We start from the raw sequence: 23,076 nt of genomic DNA on the forward strand, positions 1-23,076 counted from the left end.
AGCTCTGGCTATTAACAAAGCCACTGACTGTACTACTTAAGAGCGGATTAGCATCACCATAGGTTTTAGTTGCATCATTGGCAGTCACTGTTAGATGCGCTTTAGTAATGGCCAAGTTGCCATTAACGGGGTTTGTGAAATCGTAGTTACTGGCCATCAAGCTGCCTGTACCAGCAGCAATGACAGCAGTTCCCACATCTGTCATTGCGGTGGCGTTAGTTGTAGCTGCGCCAGCACCAGTGACCCCAGAGTTAGCCAAGCTCTGGCTATTAACAAAGCCACTGACTGTACTACTTAAGAGCGGATTAGCATCACCATAGGTTTTAGTTGCATCATTGGCAGTCACTGTTAGATGCGCTTTAGTAATGGCCAAGTTGCCATTAACGAAAGTGTACTTATACGTTTGACTCGAAATAAGTCCAGCACTAACTATTGAATAGCTATTTACATCAATCGCTGATTGACTTGAACCGGAGTAGTTTATTGTTCCCAACACTACTCCGCTTAATGGAGCGGAGTAACTTACGCTATACCCACCAGAATATGTTAAGCCATCATAAACTTTTGAAAGGCTAGTTGTTGTTACTGTAATTGCAGTAGCGCCTGCAAAGTCATTCACTGTTGCGACCCCATTAGCTGAGCCGATACCGGCACTATTAACTATATTGACAGAACCTGCTGTGCCACTAGCACCGCCACCTACTAATGCATGTGTACCAGCTGCGCCGGTAACATTTCCCGTTGCGTAGGTATTAGAAACTACTCCAGCGGAGGATCCTGCAACCCCGCCAGTTCCAGCTGCGCCATAAATATTGCCAGTTGCATAACTACTATCGATTGTTCCTGAGGTCATTGACCCTACCAACCCTCCAGATCCAGCCGCTCCATATACAGCGCCAGTAGCATAACTGTTGCTAATATTTCCCGAAGTCATTGACCCAACCAACCCACCAACTCCAGCTGCGCCTATACCTACTAAATTTTGATTTACAGTTCCATCCACTATCCCAGTGGCATAACTATTGCTCACACTACCACTAGTGCTTGATCCCAATAGACCGCCTGTTCCTGCTGCACCTTTAATATTGCCGGTTGCATAATTTTTGATTAAGGTTCCAGTGATATTGCTACCAACTAATCCACCCGTTCCAGCTGCCCCGTTTACTGAACCCGTGTTGTAGCTATTATTAATTAGGCCAGCATCATTATTCCCAACCAATCCACCTGTACCAGCAGCCCCAATAGTTGTACCGTTTAGTAATCCAATATTTTGGATTATGGTTACTCCATGTGTAATACCAAATAAACCAATATTTGGGCTAGCTGCTTGATGGATCGTGAGATCAGAAATAGTATGACCAAGACCATCAAATCGTCCGGTAAATAATTTATTGTTGACTGTAGATCCAATTGGGGTAAAACCAGCGCCACCATTCCAGCTTGAGGTTGCGCTTGCATTCAGATTTGAACCCAAGGCAAAATTGCCACCTAAAGTACCGTTCATACCTTGTAAATCAGATCCACTCATACTACCTGCAGCACCTAGGCTATTGATTACTATGTAGTTAAGGGTAGAGCCATCGCTACCCAGTTTAGTGCTGAAATTATTTCCAGACTGGAGATTAATTGGCGCATTAACAAAATAATTAGAAAGATTTCCTGTGCTAATTGCACCTTGCCCATATTGTAGGGCTAGCTTAGCATTTGCTCCACTGGCAGTAATTGCGCTATTGATATTGATATTACTTTGTGCATTTAAAGTTAACGCAAAATTGCTTGACCAAGTAATAACATCATTAATATTGATGTTGCCTGCAGTACCTGATGAGCCGCTAGTACTTAAAATATCAACATTAGTCGTTGATAGATTGCTTGATAGTGTGGCGCCAGTCATATTGCCACCACTTGCCGCTATCGTATAGTCGGTTGGATCTATTGCCCAAGTCCCGGATTTACCTTGAGGGGCGCTTGTATTAACGGTTGTTAAATCGCCAATAGAAACTTTGCTTGCTGAGGTTTCAATAGCTCCGCCATCACCACCAAGGTTGCCAGCTTTAGCGCTAATACTTCCATTAATACTAGTAGTGCTTGATAGGTTACTTAAGTCCGCAATGATGGCAATAGTTCCACCATTACCTTTACTGGTGGGTGCTGCATTAGCGCTCATATTCCCACTATGAGTAATAGAGCTGCTAGCCTCCAAAATAATACGGCCACCGCTTTGGGTAATACCATCAGCCTGAATATTCCCTGAATTAATAACGCTTCCTGTGAGCTGATTGACTGCTCGTGCCGAAAGAATAATTAGGCCATCAGGCGCTTGAATCGCAAGTTTATTTTCTACTAAGGTCTTAATCAGACTAGGAGCGATTGTTAAGCTACTGAGCTTTGCAAGATCCCCAAAGTTAAGCGTAATAGCTTCGCCGCCAGCCAATGCAACCGTTCCTTGATGTGCTACTAGGACGCCATTATTTTGAACTTCTGGAGCAAGTAGGGCGATGTAACCACTAATACCAGATTTAATCGTGCCATCATTAATAACGGAACCAGTCGAGCCATTACGGCTAAAGGTATTGCTACCGTTCATAAAATCAGCATCGCCCATTTGGTGAGTAGTTGCCACAATGCCGCCAACATTGACATTAGCTCCAGGGGCAAAGTACACCCCCGCTGAATTCATTAAAAATACTTGGCCATTGGCATTGAGGTTGCCGTATATCTGACTTGGATTGGCACTATTGACCCGATTTAGTGCCACCGCGCTAGCACTGGGCTGAACAAAGTTCACTGTCGCGTTTGAGCCAATATCAAAGCCATTCCAGTTGATCGCTACGCGATTACTAGTCTGGTTGATATTCATAGTGCTACCAGCAGTATTGATCGTTGCGCTACCTGCAGCAACTGTACCCCCAACGGGTAATTGATTTGGAGATGGTGGGGCGGCAATACTCACTCCCGACAGCATTGCTCCAGCAAAGAAAATATGACGACATCGGCGTGAAGCTGATTTTTGTTTGCCGTGTGATTTAGTGATTTCGCTTACAGCTACCCAAGCGTTACAAGAAATACTCCAGATAACCTTAAATGAGCGATTGAGTGAATTAGACGAAATACACCTTGCTTATATTGGTAGTGAGGCTGTTAACCAGAAACGATTGCTGCTAGTCCCGCCATTACCATTGAATGATTGGGTTACCAATGTGGGAAGGGTTCCAGTACGCATTGCCCAGATTGCTTTAATTTGTAATCCCAAGGGTCCAGACCAGCCAAGGCTACTTCCAAGACCTTGCAGTACATAAGTATTGTTCAAGGGGGCGCTGTTGAAATTGCTTGTTTTATAGGTTTGCACATTAGCGTAGTCATAAAAGCCTGTGAGCAATAATTTCATAGGGAGTGTCTGGCGTAATTCAAAGGTCATTAAATTTCCTTGACTAGCATTTCCTTGGCCCGTTGCGTAGGCTCGAACACTATAAGGTCCGCCTAAATAAAGCTGCTCCGAAGAGTCTAAATTTTTGCTAGCAAACTGTCCTGAGGCGCCAAGATAAGCTGATAGGCTAGATGTAATTGCTTGGAGTCGATTGGCTGCATAACGTAGCTTAGTAAAGTTACCGTTTACTTGGGGCCCAATGACATCAGATGATAAAGATGGTGAGGTATTGAGGTTAACCGCTCCCCCAGAAGCCATTAAAGATCCAGTGTTAATACCGCCGCCAGCAAAACTATCCAGTAAGTTACCACTGAGGCCGCCTAGAAAAACGGAAGTACTGTATTGACTGGTTGTTGCGCCATTAGCGTTATTGTTAAAGCTACTGTAGTTGTAATTACCCAGCAAGAAAAGATTGGCTGGTCGACTCCGAATAATTGGGTAGGTTAATTCTGCCCCACCGGTGCTGGAGGTGCCGTTAGCAAATAATTGATTAAAGCTGGAATTAACGACCCGATAGGAAAGATAGCTACCGTTAATGCCAACTCGAAGTCCGTCAGATCCGATAGGGGTAGTTAGCGCAACTCGGCCGTAGTTGGTGCCTTCTGTATAAAGACCATACACGTTGACCTGTTCGCCTAAGCCAAGAGGCCCGTTAATATTAAGACTTGCTGTTGCTCTGTTTTGGCCGGTTGAAGATTGGCCAAAATTATCAACTCCTACCATACCATCAACCAATGGTTTATCCGTAACAGTTAGCAAGATGTTGGTTTCCCCTCGCTTTTTACCTTCTTGTAGTGAGCTGCTTACCTGTATCTCAGGTAGATCATTTAATGTTAATAAGGCTCTATCTAGTGTAGATAGTGATAGGGGCGTATTACGGGGAATGGCGCTATAGATCCAATTTTCAACACGAGCCTTGCTGACACGTTTTGATTTATTGTCAATCAGAACCCCACCTAAAGAAGCTTCCATGATTTCAATAGTGACAATTCCCTCGGTGACATCTTGCTGGGGAATCTGGGTCTTAATGAGCCAACCTTTATCTCGATAAAATTCAGCGATAAGGTCTGCCGCCCCTATGAGATCATTAAAGGTGATGGGGCGATTAAGATACCCAATAACTAAACTATTAAGCTTCTCAGAAGAAACTTTAGTATTGCCAATAAATATAAACTGCTTTGCAATGATAGTTCCTGCTTTAGAGGTTGCGCCCTTGTCTAACTTAGGTTGAATAATGTTAGGTGTGACTTGAGGTAGGGCAGCATCTTGCTCTTGACTTCGAATTTCCTGCAAAATTGAGCCGGCAGAAGTTTGTTGTGCAAATGAATTAGGCATCAATAAAAGTAAAGCAAGCGTCATCACTGGATATATAAAAAAAACTAGAAAACAATCCGTTAATTTTTTTTTGTGAGTTGTATTGATAGTTTTGATAAGTGAACCCCTGGATTTGTTAATCCCTTCAAATTTAAATTCGCATGAATGTGAAGGGCCGAATAAGTCGGAAATTTAGAGCTAATTAAAATCTAGCTCTTTAATTGGTGGCTATATCAATGCAGATTTATGGACGGCAATATAGGCAAGAGCTTCTTCACGCGCCCTTTTTTTAAGTGTGTCTGATGAAATCGATTGAATGCCAATGGTTGCAGCTTCAGAAAATTTGCTCACCACTAAACGTCGCATTTCATCTATTTGCGCTAAGGCATATTCAATATTAGGAAATATTGCAGGCATTTCTAATAGCCTACCGTCCTCAGTCTCAAAGGAGGTTTGAACTAAAATGCCCTTTCCAGTAGTTTCAATGATGAAAATACTGCGGCCTACGATAGAGTCTTGCTCGGTGTCTGGTATGTTTAATTCATCGTGCAGCAAAACATTTTCTTTTAAAGTGATCATTTGACTCCGATAACTATTTGGTTTGAGTAAATCATTTGGCGCCAACTAGTGATTAACGATCAATTTTAAAATCTTATTTGCCTATTTATCCCCCTTATGTAAGGGGGATGTTGTTATAAGAATAAGATTTTTCATTTAGGAATTAAGAGTATCCTAAAGCGATAACCTTCTTAAATATGACCCCTAAATTATTTTGCCAATCTCCCATGGTGCAATACAAACTCCGTGAAATTGAAATATGCCCGTCCCAACACTTAATCTAATTTCAATAAATTACCCATTGAGGATCTATTTTCATGCATAGATTCAACCTAACCAAACAAGAATTGAGTGTTTTGAGTTATTTAAATGAAGGACTGACAGTAAAGGCCCTTGCAAAGAATCTCGATATATCCACACACACCGTTAATGGGCACATGAAGTCCATCTATTTCAAGATGAATGTAAAGTCTCGTGGAGAGGCTCAGCATAAATTTAATGCGTACAAGGCTGTCATTGCTAACGAGGAACTAAGTTTCCAAAATAAAGAAAAGGCAAAGCGGGCTGAAGAACTTGTTATTGCAAATAGTGAAAAAGCTGATCGTGCAGCAGAACTAGTCATTGCTAACGAGGAACTAAGTTTCCAAAATAAAGAAAAGGCAAAGCGAGCTCAAGAACTTGTCATTGCTAATAGTGAGAAAGCTAATCGTGCAGCAGAACTAGTCATTGCTAACGAGGAACTAAGCTTCCAAAATAAGGAAAAGGCAAAGCGGGCTGAAGAGCTAGTTAATGCTAATGTTGCGAAAACTTATCGTGCAGCAGAACTAGTCATTGCTAACGATGAAAAGACTTATCGTGCAGCAGAACTAGTCATTGCTAACGAGGAACTAAGTTTCCAAAATAAAGAAAAGGCAAAGCGGGCCCATGAACTCGTCATTGCCAATAGTGAAAAGGCTGATCGTGCAGCAGAACTAGTTATTGCCAATAGTGAAAAGGCTGATCGTGCAGCAGAACTAGTTATTGCTATTGGTGAAAAAGCTGATCGTGCAGCAGAACTAGTTATTGCTATTAGTGAAAAAGCTGATCGTGCAGCAGAACTAGTCATCGCTATTAGTGAAAAAGCTGATCGTGCAGCTGAACTTGAGGCCATGCTATTGGGCAAGAACTCAACTAATAAAAAAGTTTATCAAACTGAGTCTCAATTCTTATCATGTCTTAATGCTCTTGCCATGGCTCGTGATAACGAAACAGAAAACCACATTCTTCGCACCCAGCATTATGTTAAAACAATCGCATTAAGATTAAAAGAAATGGGAAATTACAAAATTGAGTTGAGCGATGAAATGATTAAACTTCTATTTGAGGCTGCATCATTGCACGATATCGGAAAGATAGGAATTCCCGATAGCATCCTACACAAGCCGGGACGATTAAATGATGAAGAGTGGCAGGTTATGAAAACACACGCTTCTATTGGCCAAGCTATTCTTGCATCTGCTGAGCTCAAAACTAAAGGCGGTAGTGGTGTAATAGCAGTGGCGATTAAGATTGCCGCGGAGCATCATGAAAAATGGGATGGCTCCGGATACCCAAGCGGTTTAAAAGGTGAGGAAATATCGTTACCTGCACGCATTATGGCGCTTGCAGATTTTTATGATGGCCTGATGAGTAAGCCTATTTATAAATCTGGATTGAGTCATGAGGATGCTGAAAGCGAAATAGCATCTCAACGTGGCGCACACTTTGACCCTCTAGTAGTAGATGCTTTTATGTTGGAAAAAGCTGGATTTTTGGCTATCCATTCAAAATATAAGGATCACTAACTACTTTAGATTAGACTTTGTCATTCATTAGTAATCATAGTGTAAGACTGTTTTCTGAGCAGCAGTAGTTCATCGCAGCTCTGATGCTGTCGTGTCGGGTAAAACGACAGTAAATAATTCAGATCGCCCAAACGCAAATCTGAAATTAAGCTAGCAAGTGTCGTGTAACGAGACGCTTATGATGAGTAATTCATCGATTCTAATTACTTCAGACTCCATAGAGCTTGACTCTACAAACCCTTTAAAGATTGTAGGATACTCCAAGATAGAATTGGATTTGCAGAGATTAGATTGAGGCTTGTGGAGTCATTTTTCCCAACTCTAAAGTCGGTGCTGGAGGCGTCTTTAAAAAGCGATAAACCCTATCTAATACAAAAGAAGTAGCAATTACTATCTCTTAAAGGCACCCCCAGATATCCTAAATGAACATATCTGCGTTCATCACTTTAGTCCATGCGGCAACAAAGTCATTCACAAACTTCTCCTTATTATCGTCTTGTGCATAGACTTCTGAGTAGGCCCTTAGGATAGAGTTAGAGCCAAACACCAAATCAACTCTAGTTGCAGTCCATTTAGCATTGCCTGTATTGCGCTTAACAATATCGTAGCTATTACGACCGGTAGGTTTCCACTCGTAATTCATATCAGTCATATTCACGAAAAAGTCATTGCTTAATACGCCTTCTCTTTCTGTGAATACGCCATGCTTGGTTCCTCCGTAGTTAGTACCCAGAACACGCATGCCTCCAATCAGCGCAGTCATCTCTTGGGCAGTGAGCCCCATTAACTGGGTGCGATCTAGGAGCATTTCCTCCGGCATGACAACATAGTTTTCTTTTAACCAATTGCGATAACCATCTGCTAGTGGTTCAAGCACTTCAAATGACTCTACATCTGTCATTTCTTGAGTAGCATCACCACGGCCTGAAGTAAACGGCATTTTAATGTCAAAGCCTCCAGCCTTGGCGGCCTGCTCGATACCGATATTGCCGCCAAGAACAATCGTGTCGGCAATACTGATGCCAGATTCTTTGGCAATTTTTTCATAGACTGAGAGTATTCTTGCCAAGCGCTCTGGCTCATTGCCTGCCCAGTCTTTTTGGGGAGCCAAACGAATACGTGCACCATTCGCACCACCACGTTTATCTGAGCCGCGATAAGTGTGAGCACTATCCCAGGCGGTCGTTACTAGATCACTAATGGATAAGCCACTAGCTTTGATCTTGGTCTTAACGGCCTCAATGCCATAGTCTTTTGCACCTGCTGGTACGGGATCTTGCCAAATCAATTCTTCTTTAGGAACATCAGGTCCGAAATATCTTGCTTTAGGCCCCATGTCTCGATGGGTTAACTTATACCAAGCTCTAGAAAACGTTTCGGAGAAATAGGCCTGATCCTGATGGAACTTTTCTGAGATTTTGCGATATTCAGGATCCATCTTCATTGCCATATCCGCATCTGTCATCATCGGCATGCAGCGAATGGAGGCATCCTCAACATCAACTGGCTTATCCTCTTCTTTGATGTTAATAGGCTCATACTGCCAAGCACCTGCTGGGCTCTTGGTCAGCTTCCAGTCGTAATTGAGTAATAAATGGAAGTAACCGCTATCCCACTGAGTTGGATTTGTTGTCCATGCACCCTCAATTCCACTGGTGACGGTATCTCTGCCTATACCACGAGTTTTATGATTCATCCAGCCAAGACCTTGCTCCTCTATGGGGGCTGCTTCTGGTGCTGGTCCAAGATTGGCTGCGTTGCCATTGCCATGTGCTTTACCAACAGTATGCCCACCAGCCGTTAGCGCAACAGTCTCTTCATCATTCATTGCCATGCGAGCAAAAGTTATCCGAATATCTTGCGCGGTTTTTAGAGGATCAGGATTGCCATCAACACCTTCTGGATTTACATAGATTAAACCCATCATGACGGCTGCAAGAGGATTGGCTAAATCTCGTTCACCAGAATAGCGGCTGCCTTCCCCACCACTTTTTTGGAGCCATTCTTTTTCAGAGCCCCAATAAGTGTCTTTTTCTGGATGCCAAATATCTTCACGTCCAAATGAGAAGCCAAATGTCTTGAGTCCCATAGATTCGTAGGCAATAGTGCCAGCCAAGATCATGAGATCGGCCCAACTGACTTTATTGCCGTATTTCTTTTTGATGGGCCATAAGAGGCGACGGGCTTTATCGAGATTAGTGTTGTCAGGCCAAGAATTCAATGGGGCGAAGCGTTGATTACCTGTACCGGCTCCACCGCGACCATCAGCAATACGATAGCTACCTGCAGAGTGCCAGGCCAAACGAATCATCAAGCCGCCGTAATGCCCCCAATCTGCTGGCCACCAATCTTGGCTATTGAGTAGCAGTTCTTTCATATCCTGCTTGAGTGCACTTACGTCGAGTTTTTTTAATTCATCTCGGTAGTTAAATGACGGACCCATGGGGTTTGTCTTGGCATCTTGCTGATGCAGAATATCGAGATTCAGTGATTTTGGCCACCATGCCATAGGGGTGTTACTTGATTCGGTATTGGCACCGTGAGCAACTGGGCACATTCCTTGTGATGTCATTTAGATCTCCTTGTAGGTAAATCATTTGTGGTTTTTCAACCTTGACTAGTTCAGACTAACTGATAAAGCAATTGTTCGTATATATTGGGCTGACTTATCTATTCACCAGCCATGTATACGATCAGAATATTCATGATCCGCCTCCTTTGGTGGGCCCGGGCTTCGAAATTCTTACCAAATCCCTGTCGTATTGATTTTTAAGGAAGTACAAGCCTTCCGCTATCCCAGCTAATCTATTTTGGATTCTCATTTTTAATTGCCTTCGTGTTGTGTGTTGCAATGGGTTTATATTGTTCCTTAGCAATCGATCCGTCTAATGAATTAAATAAGTTTTACTGATCTATTAAATTGATTACAAAACTCAATTCATTTTTTTGCAGTCCATGCTAATCCAGAGGGTTAGGAATGAAGATGATTGCTTGTTGGTGATTAACGTTCAAGCCCCCTTTGGGTCGGATCAGGTCTATTGCGAGCTTTTGGATTTAAGAGCTCATATCGGCCATGATCCACCTACCCAAGATTACTTTGTTTGGTTACCTATGGGCTGTAAGTCTTCTGGTGGTCACACTAGTTGACTGTATTGCTATTGACTTAATATCACTCCAATATAAGCTCTCGTGACAAACGATTGGTTTTACTACCCCTTAGGAGGGTCTTATGTATCAAGCAAATGAAAAATTAGTTCAAGCCCATCATAAATCAATGGAATCAGTTCATGCTTTAAGTCAACTTGCTTTTGAGAATAATCAAAGTTTGGCTCAAATTCACTATGATGCAACTAAAGAAATGCTTGCAATGGTTCAAGAAAAATCAGCAGAAATTCTCAAGCTAAAAGACCCCAAAGAAATTATGACCATCTTTAGTGTTCATGCTCTTCAAGAGGCATCCGCTGGTGTTGTTGCATATCAAGCTAAAGTGAATTCAGTATTGCGTAAAAGTCATCATGAGTTAGTTGAAATGACTGATTCTGCAATTGAGCATGCTAAAGAGCGATTAAATGACTTGGTGGACGAAGCTTCTGCTAAAGCTCCCACGGGCTCTGAGGCATTTACAGCCTCTTTTAAGGCTGTATTTGAGGCTGCGCTCCAAGGCTTTGATCAAGTTCGCTCATCTGTACATACTGCTTATGCTAATTTTGAGAAGAGTGCAGATGGCGCATTAAATTCGAATGAACATGTTGTTCAGACAGCTACTAAAGCTCGCAAAGCAATTACCGCTTCTTAATCTCAATATTGATGAATGAGATGGCCACCTTCGGGTGGTTTTTTTACTTTTGGGTGAACGACAGCAGTGGGTCGATCTCTGCCTGCCATACTCAATTTAGACTAAGGTCTGCTTTAAGATCAGCAACAGCCTGTTGCGGCCCTGACGATGTGGTGTCGGTTTGACCGATTCTAAATAATTCAGGTCGCCCAAACCCAAATCTGAAACTATGCTACAAGTGTCACGTAACGAGACGCTTGTAATGAATAATTTATCGTTGTTGTTTGCTTCAGCTATCGCTGAAGAGCCCATCAAACTCCTTGACGGTCTTCTCACTCTCTATAAGAGACCTAATAGTCACCATTGGCAATGCCGTTTCAAGCTCGCTACTGGCTCTTGGCATTCTGCCAGTACTGGATCCGATCAAGTGGCCGAGGCCACGACCCAAGCCATTGCCATCTATGAAACAGTCAAGGTCAAGCTAGCCAGCGATCTAGCCGTTAAGACTCGCACCTTTCGCCAATTGGCTACGCAAGAACTGGCTGCAGCTGCCCGAGTAGTTCAAGCCAATCCTAATAAACGTACTCATGCGGACTACATTCATATCTTTACCAAGTACCTGATCCCGTTCTTTGGTGCTTATCAAATCAATGACATTACCCAGGAAGTAGTGGATGACTATGTAGCCTGGCGAATATCCCGGATGGGCAAGAATCCCAAGACCTATACCCAAAGGCGCCATGCTGGTCTTTATAAGCGTGTAATAGAGCGAGCCAGGGATCAGGGATTAATTCACCGGCATCGAACTATTCCATTATTGGAAGTTAATGCCGATAGGGCAGAGATCAGGCCAGCATTCAATCAACAAGAAGTCCATTACCTATTGGAATACATGTGGGATTGGGAGCGTTTTGGCCGCAATCAACGCAGTAATCACATGAGAAGGCTCTGCAGGGTCTATGTGGAGTTCTTGTTAGGAACAGGCATTAGACAAGGAACGGAGAGCATGCCAATACGTTGGCGTAGTCTGCAATGGCATTGGATTGGTGAAAAACGCTACTTACGGATTTGGGTATCAGGCAAGACGGGGCCGAGATATTTGATTGCCCGCCACTTTGTCATCGATAGTCTAGAACGATTAATTGCTTGGCAAGCTTTACCTTATCCAAACCTAGATGCTGTGATTGAAGCAAAGTTGGATCGCAAGGTCTTCGTATTTCCAGAAGGTGATGCGCCTCACAGTCTAGATAGTGTGTTTGAGCGGCTCATGGTTGAATCTGGTTTGTTTAAGGATGCTACTGGCAAGAATAGAACCTTGTATAGCCTACGACATACTTATGCCACATTCGCACTAGCTGAAGGTATTGACATACATACCTTAGCTAGGCAAATGGGTACTTCGACTTTAATGATTGAAAAACATTACTCAAAGCTCACTCCTATGATGGCGGCCGCCAAGTTAGCTTAAAACCTTACTTCTTGGATATTCTTGGAGATCTCATTTTCTTTACAGAAATAATCTCCCCAAAATCCTTTCCTCTACCATCTGCCCATTCATCTAGGCAAAATACTACCCAGTTGATCATGGCACCCATTTCTGAATCAGCTTCGATTTGATAGATGTTGTCACTTGCTTGATTGGTTTTTACTCGATACATAGTCATGATGATTCCTCTCTTGTTAGTTTTGGCGCTAAGCTGCCATAAGTGGGTTAGTAGGTTGCGGGCTAGTTTCTGCTTGAATAACGCCACCAGAGTTACCTGGCGGATTACGGACTGATCGCACAAAATCTTCCAAGCGCTCTAATAACTTGCGATTACTTGAGCTCACTTGCAGTTGAGCTGATAAGACTTTAAGTAATTGATCATCAGGTAGGGCAATGCCTTCTTGTTGCAAAATCCATTGCGCCCGAGATAACCAGTCTTTAGCGGTTACTGGAGGCACCATCAAACATGAACTGCGATCACGCAATGCCATATCCACTTGATCGATGTAGTTCGTTGTAAAGATGAACTGCGTATGACCGACCATGTCATCAACGATATCTCTAAAGGCAATGGCTGCTTTTAGGGTGAAATTGATCTCGTTAGACAACACATAAGTGCGCTTTTGATCATTGGTAGTAAATAGCTTATAAAACATGGGTGGACCACCAAATACTTCAGTCACATCCGTTATAGAGCTAAATTCCACTGCCTTTAAGCGGGTGATTTCAGCAGGCTTACCTTCAATAGCATCGGGCAATAGATTGGCAATCGTGGTTTTGCCAGTTCCAAAGCCGCCATGCAAAATCAAAGGTTTTAAATCCCTGCCATTGATGTAATCAGCCAATTTTGCTTTTAGGCTATTACTGCCTAGCACCACATCCTCAAGGGTTTTGGGTGCGTACTTGTATGCAAAGCTCATAGTATTTCCTTTATGAAGTGTAAAAAGCAGGGGAGGTTGATCAGTCCTAAACCCCTGTTAATTGATCAATTACTTAAGCCATTTCTTTGAAGAAGGCTTGGTTTGCGGCCTCACTAATTGCCGCTTGCGCTGCAAGTTCTGCTTGGGCTTTGACGTGCTCTTCCACCTTATTGACTAACTCTTGAGCTATTTTGCGTATGGCTTGCTCAATCATGGCAGTGGTAGAGCCTGGTACTACGCTTAAGACTTGCGTTTGACCACTAGCTAGCATCTTGCCAATTAACAAGGTGTATTCAGCCGAATCAGCAGGGTGAGCTAATGCTGTCTTAGGTACCAAAGCCAAAGGATGTTGCAGCTGATTAACCAGCAATTGCTTCACTTCGGCTACCTTGGTGTCTAACTGACCACGTTTTTGAATGGTCTCATCAGTGATGCCTTTGGTGCTAGCCACTTCTTCGATACCGCCAACTTTGGTGACCCATTCGGCAAAGTCTTTGACAGAGATCAATTCCTTCGCCGCTACTCGCAGAGCGCGAGAATACGCGGAAGCTCTACGACGCTCAGCGTTAAACACGTACTTTACGATTAAGGTAAGTACCGGGGTACTAGCTTGGACTTTGACACCACGACTATCCAAAGTAATCTTGATATTCTCAAGAACGGCCTTTTCAGCAGAGCTACCCTTAATTTCGTAATACATACCAAGACACTCCGAAAGTAGGGTGTAAAGACCTTTATTGGATTTGTCGAAAAAGTCACGTTGCCAAACTTGACGACGATTTGCTAAGGCATCGAGCTTTACCAAGGTTGCGTTAACAATTTCTTGCTTTTGATTTGCTGTGATTCTCATTGTGCTGCTCCTTCATTTTTTAAAAATTATCAACACGGTTTTGGCGAGATTGCCGGTGATGCTTTTTGTGTTGATGGAAGCAGTCTAATTTTTTTCGTATTTTTCGCGCAAATTTCGCTGTTGTTTTATTTCCTTGACACAAAATTGTGAAAAATCAAAGCCAGGTAGATATTGGCTTGTAGGGCGATTTTATTTTTGAGAAAAAATCACCAAAAAACTCTGTTTGAAAAATTTATGAGGAGAAATTACTAAATTAATTCAACTGCATTTCTCTTTTGCTCATCATTTACATCAATGTATCTTTGCGTAACTGCGATTGATCTGTGGCCAGCTAAAGAGGCTAAGATTCGAACACCGATCCCTTTATTAGCCAAAGTAGTAATAAAGAATTTTCTTCCCGAATGGCTGCTCCCGCCACTTATGCCCACATTCTTATAAAGCTGATGAAACCAAACACATAAGCCATTAGGGCTAAAGCGCAGACGATGATCGGTATGAAAGAAAGGGATATCCGAGCTTTTAATGTGCCTAGTAGTTAGGTAATTAGCGAGTTCGGTTTGTAAACGCTGAGAAACAAACACCGTTCTTGGGTGCTTACCCTTGGTCTGCGCTGCCGATAGGCGAATCTCATTCTTAATGGTGCCATCGGGGTTTACTACGTCACCCATGGTGAGTGAGGCTATTTCGGCGACCCTTAGGCCACCTAAGAAACTGGTAAGAATGATTGCTCTATCGCGTAGAGCGTACTTTTTGGTGCTGACGTAATTAAGAACTTGATCAAGTTCTGCTTGAGATAAGGTTTTTGCTTGTGCCATTTGGTTTTCCTGTCATAAATAAAATGTACGTTTTAAGTATGTTTTCTTATTAGGAAAAGGTCGACCTCAGATTGTTTTGCAAGTGTCACGTAACAGGACAAAAAGACCTTCCAAGAATCAATGACTTACAAGACAGGTTAAGAAAAGTGTAATTTTCTTAACCTGATTTTGCTTATAAGTATTTAGCAAAGATCGCCAAGATCTGTCGTCTTTAGACGACGACCTTAGCAAACACTTCAAATCACTGGATGGCGTACTTTTTGAGGTTCTCAAGTGCTTGCTTATATCCACCGGCAAATACGCCGTTTGTAGACGGTTTTTGAGGTGAATTCAGCTCGGATTGCGAAGTGGCTATTAGTGCTGGAGTGGGTTTTCCGGGAATTCTGGCAATACAGCCACGTACAGGCAGCTCCCGGTATTCATTGATCCCATGTGAAGAGTCATCTATTTGGATGGTAATTCTGCTGTAGTTCATATCTAAAGCCGCATACCCTTCAATAGCACTCTTAACGCCATTCTCATACCGATAAATCCAGCTCATTAATACTCCGTCTTCATTTGTTGGGATATTGCTTAGTCGAGCTGCCATTTCCGTATGTATAGGGCTCTTGGGGAAATGAAACCAAGCTTCGACCTCCTCAAAATCTACTAAATACTTGGCATAAGGACTTGGGATCTCTAATGTGCCGTTGTAGATGGCTTTGCGATATTGACCTTTGCCGAAGGTTGTTCCGTACATTTTGTTTTCCCATAAGCGGGCTGTGATTTCTTTCATTTTTAATCTCCTTGAATGTTGAAAGGAGTCGCGGTGTTGCTTGAGATGCAGGGAGTGGCAGAGACAAAAGATAGTTGCTGTTGCGTGAGTTGCTGTTCAGAGCTACTCATTTGTCCCAAATACAGCAACTAACTGCATCTTTTACTGCAACTTATTTCTTAATCGCATCTCAATGCAACTCATTACGCGACTCGTAAATATTTAGCCCTTGTTAATAAAAACCATATTTTTTATGTCCAAAATGAGCCGATTTGCTCGTGATCTAAAAAGAGGTCGACCAAAGCGCCATATCGAAAACACACTTAATGGGCCCATTAACTACACAGGAGAATCAAATGAGCCAATTAAGTCACTTAAAGCTAGTCGCAGTCAAAAAGCCTCGCAATATGCCGGCAATCGTTATACGTAGGAATAAATTGGGATCAAAACTCTGGGAGCAGATCCAGCTAGCTAAAAGTCAGTTAGAAGGAACACCGTTTGTAGTTATGAAATACAAAACAGTGAAAGATCGTGAAACAGGACTACGCAAACAAGTAGAAGTGCCCAAGCGCATTAAGCCATGGTGGTTTCAGAGTGAAGAAGGTAAAGTCTGCGTTTCCGTGAAATACGGGAGCTGGACTATAGAGTTGGTCAAAGGTAAGCCCAGCGTTGAAGTAGCTAGTGGTGAGGCTTTAATTAAAGCCTTGGAATCCATTAAAGCGGCAGTAGAAGCAGGGGAGCTCGATGAGCAAATTGAGGCAGCTAGTGCTGGATTGCGGAGTGGATTTAGACGTTAAGTGTTGGTGGTAATAGGGATTTAATAATAGGCTCAAACTCAAGTAAGCAATTCGAGTTAATGGCTACACCAATATTGTTTGGTATTTGAGTAATAGGTATAGGCATTAGTGAAGTTGGCGTAGTAACAATTGCTATTTCACCTTCTGCGGTATGCATTGCTCCAGCGTAATGAATACCTAGCAATAAAATTCTCTTACCAGTTATAAATGTATTCCCATTTCTATCGGAAAATCCATTTAAATTAGCAAGCAAAACTGGAGATCCACTTGATCCGGGGTAACTCGCAATATCTGTTAGAAATTCTAATTTTCCGTTCCAATTGATATATGGATGGGTGGCAGTTACTCCTCTTCTAATTACGGGTAAGTTATTTAGTGAGTCCCAGATTCCGCTAGGATAGCCAATCATTATTATGTCTTCCATCGGCGAAAGGCTCTCGCGCACATCATTTTCTGGAATTATTGCTTTTGATAGTGGAGTAAAGAAAATTTCTGCTCCGCTATCTTTAACTTCATTAAGTAGCGGCCCTAGCAAAAAAATAGCCAAATCAACTTTATCACTTGGGTGTTTGATCCATAGGCTCTCAAAATTATTGAAAGTAAATTTTTTGTGATTGCCAATTAAAGGCTTGCCGTCGGAGCCCTTAAGCGTCAAGTTGAATCCACCGCTTAATGCATCTTTAATTACATGTTTATTAGAAACTATTGCAGGAATAGATTTTCCATTTTCTTCTAAAAAGTTCATGAAAAAACCAGTACCACATGAACCTTTACCATCTTTTGTCGTGGATTCGATCCTTGTTGTGCAATGTACTAAATGATCTATCGGCCCCATGTTCAAGATGTTCTCCTTTTTCTGGTCCATTCATCATAAGCTAGGAGAGAGTGATTGTTATATTTGCATTTTGCTAAATATCTATATGAAAAGATATAAGGCAACGGTCAATGCGGCGGGCATGTGGGTAGAAACTATTCTCTACGCCCAAAATCCGGCCCAGGCATATAAGCTGTTTCAAGCTATCTTTGGCGCCAATAACGTGCCACATCAACCGCTACAGATTGGTTAACTATGAGATTTGATGAAATTGCTGCTCAAAAGCCGCTAAGTCCTGAGCAAGCTAGGTTGAAATCAATGAAGGATCGTGTAAAGCGTGACCAAGAGGCTGTTAAGGCTGAGCGGGCTAGACAGAAGATTAAGGCTGGGCAGTCGGAGTTGGGTCGGTCAACATCAGTTTCTTAGGGATTTATTGTTTCCAGCCAGTGTTTGCATGGCATAGATGCCCCCTTTTGCGAAACCATCCTTGTAATAGACATCAATCGGATCTTCGCCTGGTTTAACTTTTAAGATTGGGATCGGAGGTACGCCAGTATAGGTACCTTTTACATCTATACATCCATCAATAAATCCTTGCTTCCAGGCTTCATTAATATCATTAAAATTATGCATATAAGTCTCCTTATGATTACTAGAATGATCTCAGTATTATTCGTGCTTAGCAACAATTTTTGTAATGTGCATTGGAGGAGGTACCTCAGACTAGATTGGAGGCAATCACTCGATAGTCTCAACAAAATATATTTTTTAAGGAATTTCTAAATGTCGCTTCCCCCGATTCTTGATGATCTTATTCGATACTGCCAGGTTAAAAGCTTTTCAATGGAGAAGGTCGCTAATTTTAGAGATCAGTGGGAAAGTAATGATGATCTAAACTCTTTGGAAGCAATTGCTATTCCATGTCCAGAGTGCTTTATGAATGATGTCAAAGATTCAAGAGGGCTTTATCAACTGGGATTAGATGAAGCTGAGCAGCAATATATGAAGTGCTATACCTGTAAAGTTAAGATTCCAGTTACTGATGAGGATGATATTTAGAACTTCTCAATTGTCACGTAACGCGACACCATTTAGTGTCGGTTTAACCGACTCTACATCTGCGGATGCCACAAACCACACAGTCAATTCCACATGATTCCACAGATCTCGGTGCGTATGCCACACCTGATCTAGCCAGGCTTAAACCATTGTCTAAGCTATTGATTTATATCATTTTTACAGCTTCTAAGGCGTAGGTCGCACGTTCGAATCGTGCTGGGCAGGCCAAGAATCCAACTGGCTGATGAGTTTTATTAAAAAACCTCAGTTTACAAGCCTCAATGGAGTATTTTTGTGTATCAGTAGAGCTACGCCTTGTTATATCCCCGGCACTATGTAGAATGGTTCCAATATCTCTCCGAGCTGACTTGGCATCTTGCCAAACCTACCGCCCTAGATTTCGAACATAGTTCAATTCTTGGGGTGTCAGTGAATTCCACCATCATTAATGGCATCAAAGCAATTTGTAGCTCAATTTCAATAACCATATTGATTGGGGGTTGCACTACTCCCGTCACTCCAGACTTTACAGAGATGTCGGCACGCTACGCCGTCATTTTGGAGCAGTACCAATTAAATAGCATCCTGATTAATATCATCCGCGCATCCAATGAGCGCCCGTTAAGTTTTCTAGATATTCCCAGCATCACTGGATCTGGTAATGTAAGTTTTAATACAGGATTAGGTCCATCAATGAATGGTTTCATTGGAGGGCTTGCAGGCGGCCCTCTTGGCATAAGCTCATTTAGCCCAAGTCTCAACCCATCTTTTGGTAATAGTTTTAACTTTTCCCAGTCCTCACTTGATAACGCCACTTTTCTGCAAGGATTTTTATCTCAAATCCCCATTGGAACTGCCAAGTTTTTTATTTCCGATAATATCCCGAGAGAGGTAATGTTTAGTCTAGTAGTTGCTTCAATTGAAATTAAGCAATCTGATGGTAAATCTACTCGGTATATAAACAATCCGCTTCTACCAGAATATCCGGCCTTCCAAGCCGAGCTTTATAAGTTGCTAAGTTACGGCTTGACTGTTGATCAGGTCAAAGAGGGGCCAAAGAAAAATAGTTCTCCTGCATTAGGTAGAACAGCAAACTATTCACAACCTAACATGCCATCGCCTTATCAAAGTCCAGGTGGGTATGGCGGGTATGGCGGGTATGGTGGATCATCCGGTGCTTATGGTGGAATGTACGGCCAAATGCAACTGCAACCTCAATTTAAGATTTGCGTTGATGAGAACAAATTTGCCAACTTTGTTAAAGAAGAATTTAGCTCTGACATTTTTTGCAAAGCAAGTCTAAACGCCCCTAAAAATAGGAGCTCTAAATCTGAACTGATCTTAACCATTCGATCACCCAATACAGTCTTCGAATATCTTGGACAGGTAGTATCCGCCCAGAATCAAGAAAACCCCTTCATTGTTACATTGCCTCCATCAGCAACTACTCAAGCTCGAAAAATTGGCCAAGAAAATCAATATGCCTTATTGATTGTCAGAAAAAATGACTCAAGTAATAAAAATTTTGCAAGAGTAAAAAATATTGATGACGATGTTCATAGTATTCCAGCAAACGATAACGGCTATTCCCCAATGGTCTTGAAGATTATTTCGCAATTATTAAGTCTTAATAAAGTCCCTGGCAGTATTCCAGCATCACCAGGAATTCTCTTGCGTTAATGTCCAGCATGCTTTTTGCCAGACAGTATGACTTCACTCTGAAGTACAGCCTCCAAAGAGAGGGAGATTAAGTTTGTTCTTATCACCAACGGATATTTAAATAATTAAAAGGAACTGCCATGTTATTTCTTAGAGTATCGGTTTTTACTTTCTTCACACTTCTTGCATTTCAGACAAATGCTCAGCCATATCGAATGATTCCTGGCAATTGGTCTAATTCATGTCAAGCATCAGCTATGGAGGGGACAACTATGGTAGCGTCTTGTCAGAATGGGCGAGGCCAATGGGTAGCGGCAAGACTTACAAATGCCACCCAATGTACGAATATCTCTGCACAAAACGGTCAATTGGTTTGCTCTGGGGGGCCGCCTCCTTCAGTAGGAACGTCAGGAGCGGGCGTATACAACACAGGCTTAACTGGGCGTGCTTTAGAAAGATTTAACTATTGCATGAATTCTGGGTTGGGAAATGGGCGGGGATATTCAAACCCAACTTCATTTTGTGAGCAATGGGCTCAGTAACATTCCAAGGTAAATCCAAAAGCTCGATTTGAGTACAACAAAATTAAAAAGAGCTTGGATCGAGCATCCTAGGCCTTGGTCGGCCTCTCCTCAGCACCATGAAACACTAAAACCACTTTCGGGTGGTTTTATTTTGTCAGGTTAACCGACAAAATTAGTTAAGCTAGATAAATCTTTGACCCTGACGATTTAGTGTCGGTTTGACCCGACCGTGGAGTGTCGGGTTAAGTGACGGTCATTTAGGGTTGTTACGTGTAATGTCGTTTTAAACGCCAAATGCTCTATTTGTTCAATTGACGATTGACTACCGATTGTTCAGCAATTTTGATGCTACCTGAAACAAAGGGTATGACACCAAGCGCAATATGAATCTCGTGGGGATAAATCACTTTGCCATTCGTAATCACAGTAGAAATTTTTCTAATGTCTTCAATATTACTAGTTGGGTCGCCATCTACAATGATTAAATCAGCAAGTTTATTAATCTCAATAGAGCCTCTATCCTGGAGTGTTTTGGTGACTTTAGCCCCATTCCATGTTGCAATTTGAAGAGCTTCTGCAGGAGAAATTCCAGCTTTGACGTAAAGCTCTAATTCACTATGTAATCCAAATCCTGCCAAGGTGTCAGTACCTGCAACAAGAGATACCCCGTTCTTATGCAGAAGACCTACAAACTCAATCATTTTGTTGTACGAGTTTTTATATCTATTTGCGGTAACTGCATCCGGAATGTTCATAGTTCCAGTTTTAAAACTGCGCTGTAGATCTGGCGGTAAATGTTCGGCAATGCCGGCAAAAGGATCTGCCATTTCCCCATCTTGTTGCTTTATAAAATCAAATGCAGATAAGGTTGGATCAACGGTGATTTTTTTGTCTTTGAGTAACTTAATAAACTCTCTTACTTCCAGAGAATCAAGGTCTATTGAGCCAGTTTGCTCTGCTGGCAAATAAAACCTTTCCAATGTTCTTGTATCAGTCTTATTGTCTGCTAAAAAGTTGAGCACTACTTGATTGATATGGTTTAGTTCATTAAATCCAGAATCAATCGCTTCATTAGCTTTCATAAACCCAGGAACATGACCTCCAACCGTCATTCCTTTTTCATGAGCATAGGTGCTGGTTTCCTTAACTAAGTCTTTGGGAAAAGAACTGTAAATTTTGATGTGACGATAACCATGCTCAAAATACCAATCAACAGATTCCTTTGCCTGAGCTAGGTTTTCGATCATGATTCCATCTGAGGAGGAGTATTCACTTTTACCTTCTATAAAGCCGGCAGGGATGATGTGTGGAAACAGTAATTGATTATTTATACTTTCACTAATAATTTCTTGTACTTCTGTATTTGAATTACCCATATCACGAACTGTTGTCACGCCGGAAGACAAGTGATACAAGCCAGACCATTTATTAATATGGGTATGCATATCAAATAGTCCAGGTAGAAGTGTTTTTCCAGAGCCGTTTATCGTATCGCCTCCAAATTCAATTGGGGAATTGACTGAAGAAATTTTGACGATTCTTTTATTCTCGATCAATATGTCATGGGGTTCAGTCAAGGATGCATTCTCACTATCAAATAGACGAATATTTTTAATTAATAAAGCGCCATTGATTGGGTGTTGAAGTTCTTGGCTCTTTTGATGAAGAACTTTTTGATTTGCTAAATTTTGTTTTTCGCTAAGTGTTGCAAGACTTTCTTCCCAGCCTTTTTCTATTAAATATGAGTATCCAGGAATAATCGCGGCGAATAGTCTAGGATTATTTCCTGAAGTAGCCCAAAAAAAGTCTGGCTTTAGCCCCATGCCAACCTGCATAACCAGCTTTACGTTTTGTTGTTTTGAGTCTTTTTTGACAATGGTTTCATAGATAACTTCCTGTTTTAGGCCTCCAGAGGGAAGTAATGGCAAATAATTATTCTTGCTTTTGCTAAGAGCAGTAATCATTAATGAGTTCACTTCCCAAGAAGCATTCATGGGAAGAAAAAACCCACTTTGATTTATTTTTTTAGAGCCATCTTCAGAATTGGAGTGCCATGCAATTAAATTATTTTTAGCAGTAAATCTCTCGTTTACCTTGCCTCCCATTTCAGATGTACCTGAAACACGATAGTCTTTCATAGTGCCATCGGAGGCTAAAATTATGCGTTCTTCTAGGGTTGGCCCTCTACCATTTTCTTTAAAGTTAAAGCTAACGTCGACCTTATTACCGTGACGTTTAACGGTCTGATGACCTGCTTTGACCCCATTTTCTAGAAGGATGACATATTCCACTTCTGAAGAGTTGGCCAGCATGGGAGCCCATATAAATAAAAGGGTCAATAAAACTTTTTGAAAGGAGGTCATGAAATAGGGGTAGTTAGAACAAAGAGAGCAATATACGCACTCTTTATTACTTAGTCATTACATTCATTCATTAATCTCGGGCCACCAATAATCAAAATAGCCCATTTATTGGGCTATTTTCTTTTAAGGCAAGGCAGG

General features: G+C 41.9%; 20 protein-coding genes and 1 pseudogene. 8 read left to right on the top strand and 13 right to left on the bottom strand.

Annotation, left to right across the window (positions count from 1 at the left end; translation table 11 throughout):
* The 4 genes and pseudogenes from FD977_RS04530 to FD977_RS04545 all read right to left on the bottom strand — a co-directional run.
* Window positions 1–2,953: S-layer family protein (locus FD977_RS04530; RefSeq protein WP_215306702.1), on the bottom strand; the 2,953-nt coding region annotated here is incomplete at its 3' end.
* Window positions 2,954–2,968: 15 nt separating this feature from the next.
* Window positions 2,969–3,112 (bottom strand): annotated as a pseudogene (locus tag FD977_RS10890) (ESPR domain-containing protein); the annotation flags it as partial.
* A gap of 9 nt (window positions 3,113–3,121) precedes the next feature.
* Window positions 3,122–4,786: a ShlB/FhaC/HecB family hemolysin secretion/activation protein gene (locus FD977_RS04540; protein ID WP_215306704.1), complete on the bottom strand. Its 1,665-nt coding sequence runs from the start codon at window positions 4,784–4,786 to the stop codon at window positions 3,122–3,124.
* A gap of 183 nt (window positions 4,787–4,969) precedes the next feature.
* Entirely contained in the window at window positions 4,970–5,320 is a 351-nt protein-coding gene (locus FD977_RS04545) for a hypothetical protein (protein WP_215306706.1), read from the bottom strand.
* A gap of 296 nt (window positions 5,321–5,616) precedes the next feature.
* On the opposite strand from FD977_RS04545, the gene FD977_RS04550 reads away from it, so the two are divergent.
* A complete protein-coding gene (locus tag FD977_RS04550; protein ID WP_215306708.1) occupies window positions 5,617–7,122 on the top strand; it encodes an HD domain-containing phosphohydrolase in 1,506 nt (501 codons plus the stop codon).
* Between the two features lie 418 nt (window positions 7,123–7,540).
* Here the strand turns inward: FD977_RS04550 and katG are convergent, their stop codons facing one another.
* Window positions 7,541–9,694: a catalase/peroxidase HPI gene (gene katG, locus FD977_RS04555; protein WP_215306709.1), complete on the bottom strand. Its 2,154-nt coding sequence runs from the start codon at window positions 9,692–9,694 to the stop codon at window positions 7,541–7,543.
* 657 nt (window positions 9,695–10,351) lie between these two features.
* Here katG and FD977_RS04560 point away from each other — a divergent pair.
* A complete protein-coding gene (locus FD977_RS04560) occupies window positions 10,352–10,918 on the top strand; it encodes a phasin family protein (RefSeq protein WP_215306711.1) in 567 nt (188 codons plus the stop codon).
* A 241-nt stretch (window positions 10,919–11,159) separates the two neighbouring features.
* Window positions 11,160–12,365 (top strand): integrase, encoded by a 1,206-nt coding sequence (locus tag FD977_RS04565; RefSeq protein WP_215306713.1) that lies wholly within the window; start codon window positions 11,160–11,162, stop codon window positions 12,363–12,365.
* A 4-nt stretch (window positions 12,366–12,369) separates the two neighbouring features.
* Here the strand turns inward: FD977_RS04565 and FD977_RS04570 are convergent, their stop codons facing one another.
* From FD977_RS04570 to FD977_RS04590, 5 genes are all read right to left on the bottom strand, one after another.
* Window positions 12,370–12,561 carry a hypothetical protein gene (locus FD977_RS04570; protein ID WP_215274725.1) on the bottom strand — a complete coding sequence of 64 codons (192 nt, stop codon included), beginning with the start codon at window positions 12,559–12,561 and terminating at the stop codon, window positions 12,370–12,372.
* Window positions 12,562–12,589: 28 nt separating this feature from the next.
* On the bottom strand, window positions 12,590–13,303 hold the full coding sequence (locus FD977_RS04575; protein ID WP_215306715.1) for a hypothetical protein: 714 nt from the start codon (window positions 13,301–13,303) through the stop codon (window positions 12,590–12,592).
* Window positions 13,304–13,376: 73 nt separating this feature from the next.
* Window positions 13,377–14,153 carry a hypothetical protein gene (locus FD977_RS04580; protein ID WP_215306717.1) on the bottom strand — a complete coding sequence of 259 codons (777 nt, stop codon included), beginning with the start codon at window positions 14,151–14,153 and terminating at the stop codon, window positions 13,377–13,379.
* A 248-nt stretch (window positions 14,154–14,401) separates the two neighbouring features.
* Window positions 14,402–14,968, bottom strand: a complete 567-nt coding sequence (locus tag FD977_RS04585) for a site-specific integrase (protein ID WP_215306718.1) — start codon at window positions 14,966–14,968, stop codon at window positions 14,402–14,404.
* 241 nt (window positions 14,969–15,209) lie between these two features.
* On the bottom strand, window positions 15,210–15,743 hold the full coding sequence (locus FD977_RS04590; RefSeq protein ID WP_215306720.1) for a hypothetical protein: 534 nt from the start codon (window positions 15,741–15,743) through the stop codon (window positions 15,210–15,212).
* Window positions 15,744–16,048: 305 nt separating this feature from the next.
* Between FD977_RS04590 and FD977_RS04595 the strand changes: the two genes are divergently transcribed.
* Complete coding sequence (locus FD977_RS04595) at window positions 16,049–16,519, top strand: DUF6641 family protein (RefSeq protein WP_371743117.1); 471 nt, start codon at window positions 16,049–16,051, stop codon at window positions 16,517–16,519.
* Here FD977_RS04595 and FD977_RS04600 read toward each other — a convergent pair.
* Window positions 16,509–17,384, bottom strand: coding sequence for a serine protease (locus FD977_RS04600; RefSeq protein WP_371743118.1), 876 nt, complete (start codon window positions 17,382–17,384; stop codon window positions 16,509–16,511). The two genes, FD977_RS04595 and FD977_RS04600, sit on opposite strands and share 11 nt — an antisense overlap.
* Before the next feature lie 55 nt (window positions 17,385–17,439).
* Here FD977_RS04600 and FD977_RS04605 point away from each other — a divergent pair, with 55 nt between their 5' ends.
* A complete protein-coding gene (locus tag FD977_RS04605; RefSeq protein WP_215306726.1) occupies window positions 17,440–17,586 on the top strand; it encodes a hypothetical protein in 147 nt (48 codons plus the stop codon).
* Between the two features lie 2 nt (window positions 17,587–17,588).
* Window positions 17,589–17,759: a hypothetical protein gene (locus FD977_RS04610; RefSeq protein ID WP_215306728.1), complete on the top strand. Its 171-nt coding sequence runs from the start codon at window positions 17,589–17,591 to the stop codon at window positions 17,757–17,759.
* Here FD977_RS04610 and FD977_RS04615 read toward each other — a convergent pair.
* Window positions 17,748–17,966: a hypothetical protein gene (locus FD977_RS04615; protein WP_215306730.1), complete on the bottom strand. Its 219-nt coding sequence runs from the start codon at window positions 17,964–17,966 to the stop codon at window positions 17,748–17,750. The two genes, FD977_RS04610 and FD977_RS04615, sit on opposite strands and share 12 nt — an antisense overlap.
* Before the next feature lie 150 nt (window positions 17,967–18,116).
* Here FD977_RS04615 and FD977_RS04620 point away from each other — a divergent pair, with 150 nt between their 5' ends.
* Together FD977_RS04620 and FD977_RS04625 are read left to right on the top strand one after the other, a co-directional pair.
* Entirely contained in the window at window positions 18,117–18,392 is a 276-nt protein-coding gene (locus FD977_RS04620; RefSeq protein WP_215306732.1) for a hypothetical protein, read from the top strand.
* A gap of 429 nt (window positions 18,393–18,821) precedes the next feature.
* Window positions 18,822–20,072, top strand: coding sequence for a hypothetical protein (locus FD977_RS04625; protein ID WP_215306734.1), 1,251 nt, complete (start codon window positions 18,822–18,824; stop codon window positions 20,070–20,072).
* Between the two features lie 802 nt (window positions 20,073–20,874).
* Here the strand turns inward: FD977_RS04625 and FD977_RS04630 are convergent.
* Window positions 20,875–22,938, bottom strand: coding sequence for an amidohydrolase family protein (locus FD977_RS04630; protein WP_215306736.1), 2,064 nt, complete (start codon window positions 22,936–22,938; stop codon window positions 20,875–20,877).
* Between the last annotated feature and the right edge of the window lie 138 nt (window positions 22,939–23,076).

The sequence above is a fragment of the Polynucleobacter sp. AP-Elch-400A-B2 genome (assembly GCF_018688355.1).
GTDB lineage: Bacteria > Pseudomonadota > Gammaproteobacteria > Burkholderiales > Burkholderiaceae > Polynucleobacter.

Coding starts and splice junctions, on each gene's coding strand:
- FD977_RS04540 (WP_215306704.1), bottom strand. CDS start 4,786: ATGACGCTTGCTTTACTTTTATTGATGCCTAATTCATTTGCACAACAA.
- FD977_RS04545 (WP_215306706.1), bottom strand. CDS start 5,320: ATGATCACTTTAAAAGAAAATGTTTTGCTGCACGATGAATTAAACATA.
- FD977_RS04550 (WP_215306708.1), top strand. CDS start 5,617: ATGCATAGATTCAACCTAACCAAACAAGAATTGAGTGTTTTGAGTTAT.
- katG (WP_215306709.1), bottom strand. CDS start 9,694: ATGACATCACAAGGAATGTGCCCAGTTGCTCACGGTGCCAATACCGAA.
- FD977_RS04560 (WP_215306711.1), top strand. CDS start 10,352: ATGTATCAAGCAAATGAAAAATTAGTTCAAGCCCATCATAAATCAATG.
- FD977_RS04565 (WP_215306713.1), top strand. CDS start 11,160: ATGAATAATTTATCGTTGTTGTTTGCTTCAGCTATCGCTGAAGAGCCC.
- FD977_RS04570 (WP_215274725.1), bottom strand. CDS start 12,561: ATGACTATGTATCGAGTAAAAACCAATCAAGCAAGTGACAACATCTAT.
- FD977_RS04575 (WP_215306715.1), bottom strand. CDS start 13,303: ATGAGCTTTGCATACAAGTACGCACCCAAAACCCTTGAGGATGTGGTG.
- FD977_RS04580 (WP_215306717.1), bottom strand. CDS start 14,153: ATGAGAATCACAGCAAATCAAAAGCAAGAAATTGTTAACGCAACCTTG.
- FD977_RS04585 (WP_215306718.1), bottom strand. CDS start 14,968: ATGGCACAAGCAAAAACCTTATCTCAAGCAGAACTTGATCAAGTTCTT.
- FD977_RS04590 (WP_215306720.1), bottom strand. CDS start 15,743: ATGAAAGAAATCACAGCCCGCTTATGGGAAAACAAAATGTACGGAACA.
- FD977_RS04595 (WP_371743117.1), top strand. CDS start 16,049: ATGGGCCCATTAACTACACAGGAGAATCAAATGAGCCAATTAAGTCAC.
- FD977_RS04600 (WP_371743118.1), bottom strand. CDS start 17,384: ATGGACCAGAAAAAGGAGAACATCTTGAACATGGGGCCGATAGATCAT.
- FD977_RS04605 (WP_215306726.1), top strand. CDS start 17,440: ATGAAAAGATATAAGGCAACGGTCAATGCGGCGGGCATGTGGGTAGAA.
- FD977_RS04610 (WP_215306728.1), top strand. CDS start 17,589: ATGAGATTTGATGAAATTGCTGCTCAAAAGCCGCTAAGTCCTGAGCAA.
- FD977_RS04615 (WP_215306730.1), bottom strand. CDS start 17,966: ATGCATAATTTTAATGATATTAATGAAGCCTGGAAGCAAGGATTTATT.
- FD977_RS04620 (WP_215306732.1), top strand. CDS start 18,117: ATGTCGCTTCCCCCGATTCTTGATGATCTTATTCGATACTGCCAGGTT.
- FD977_RS04630 (WP_215306736.1), bottom strand. CDS start 22,938: ATGACCTCCTTTCAAAAAGTTTTATTGACCCTTTTATTTATATGGGCT.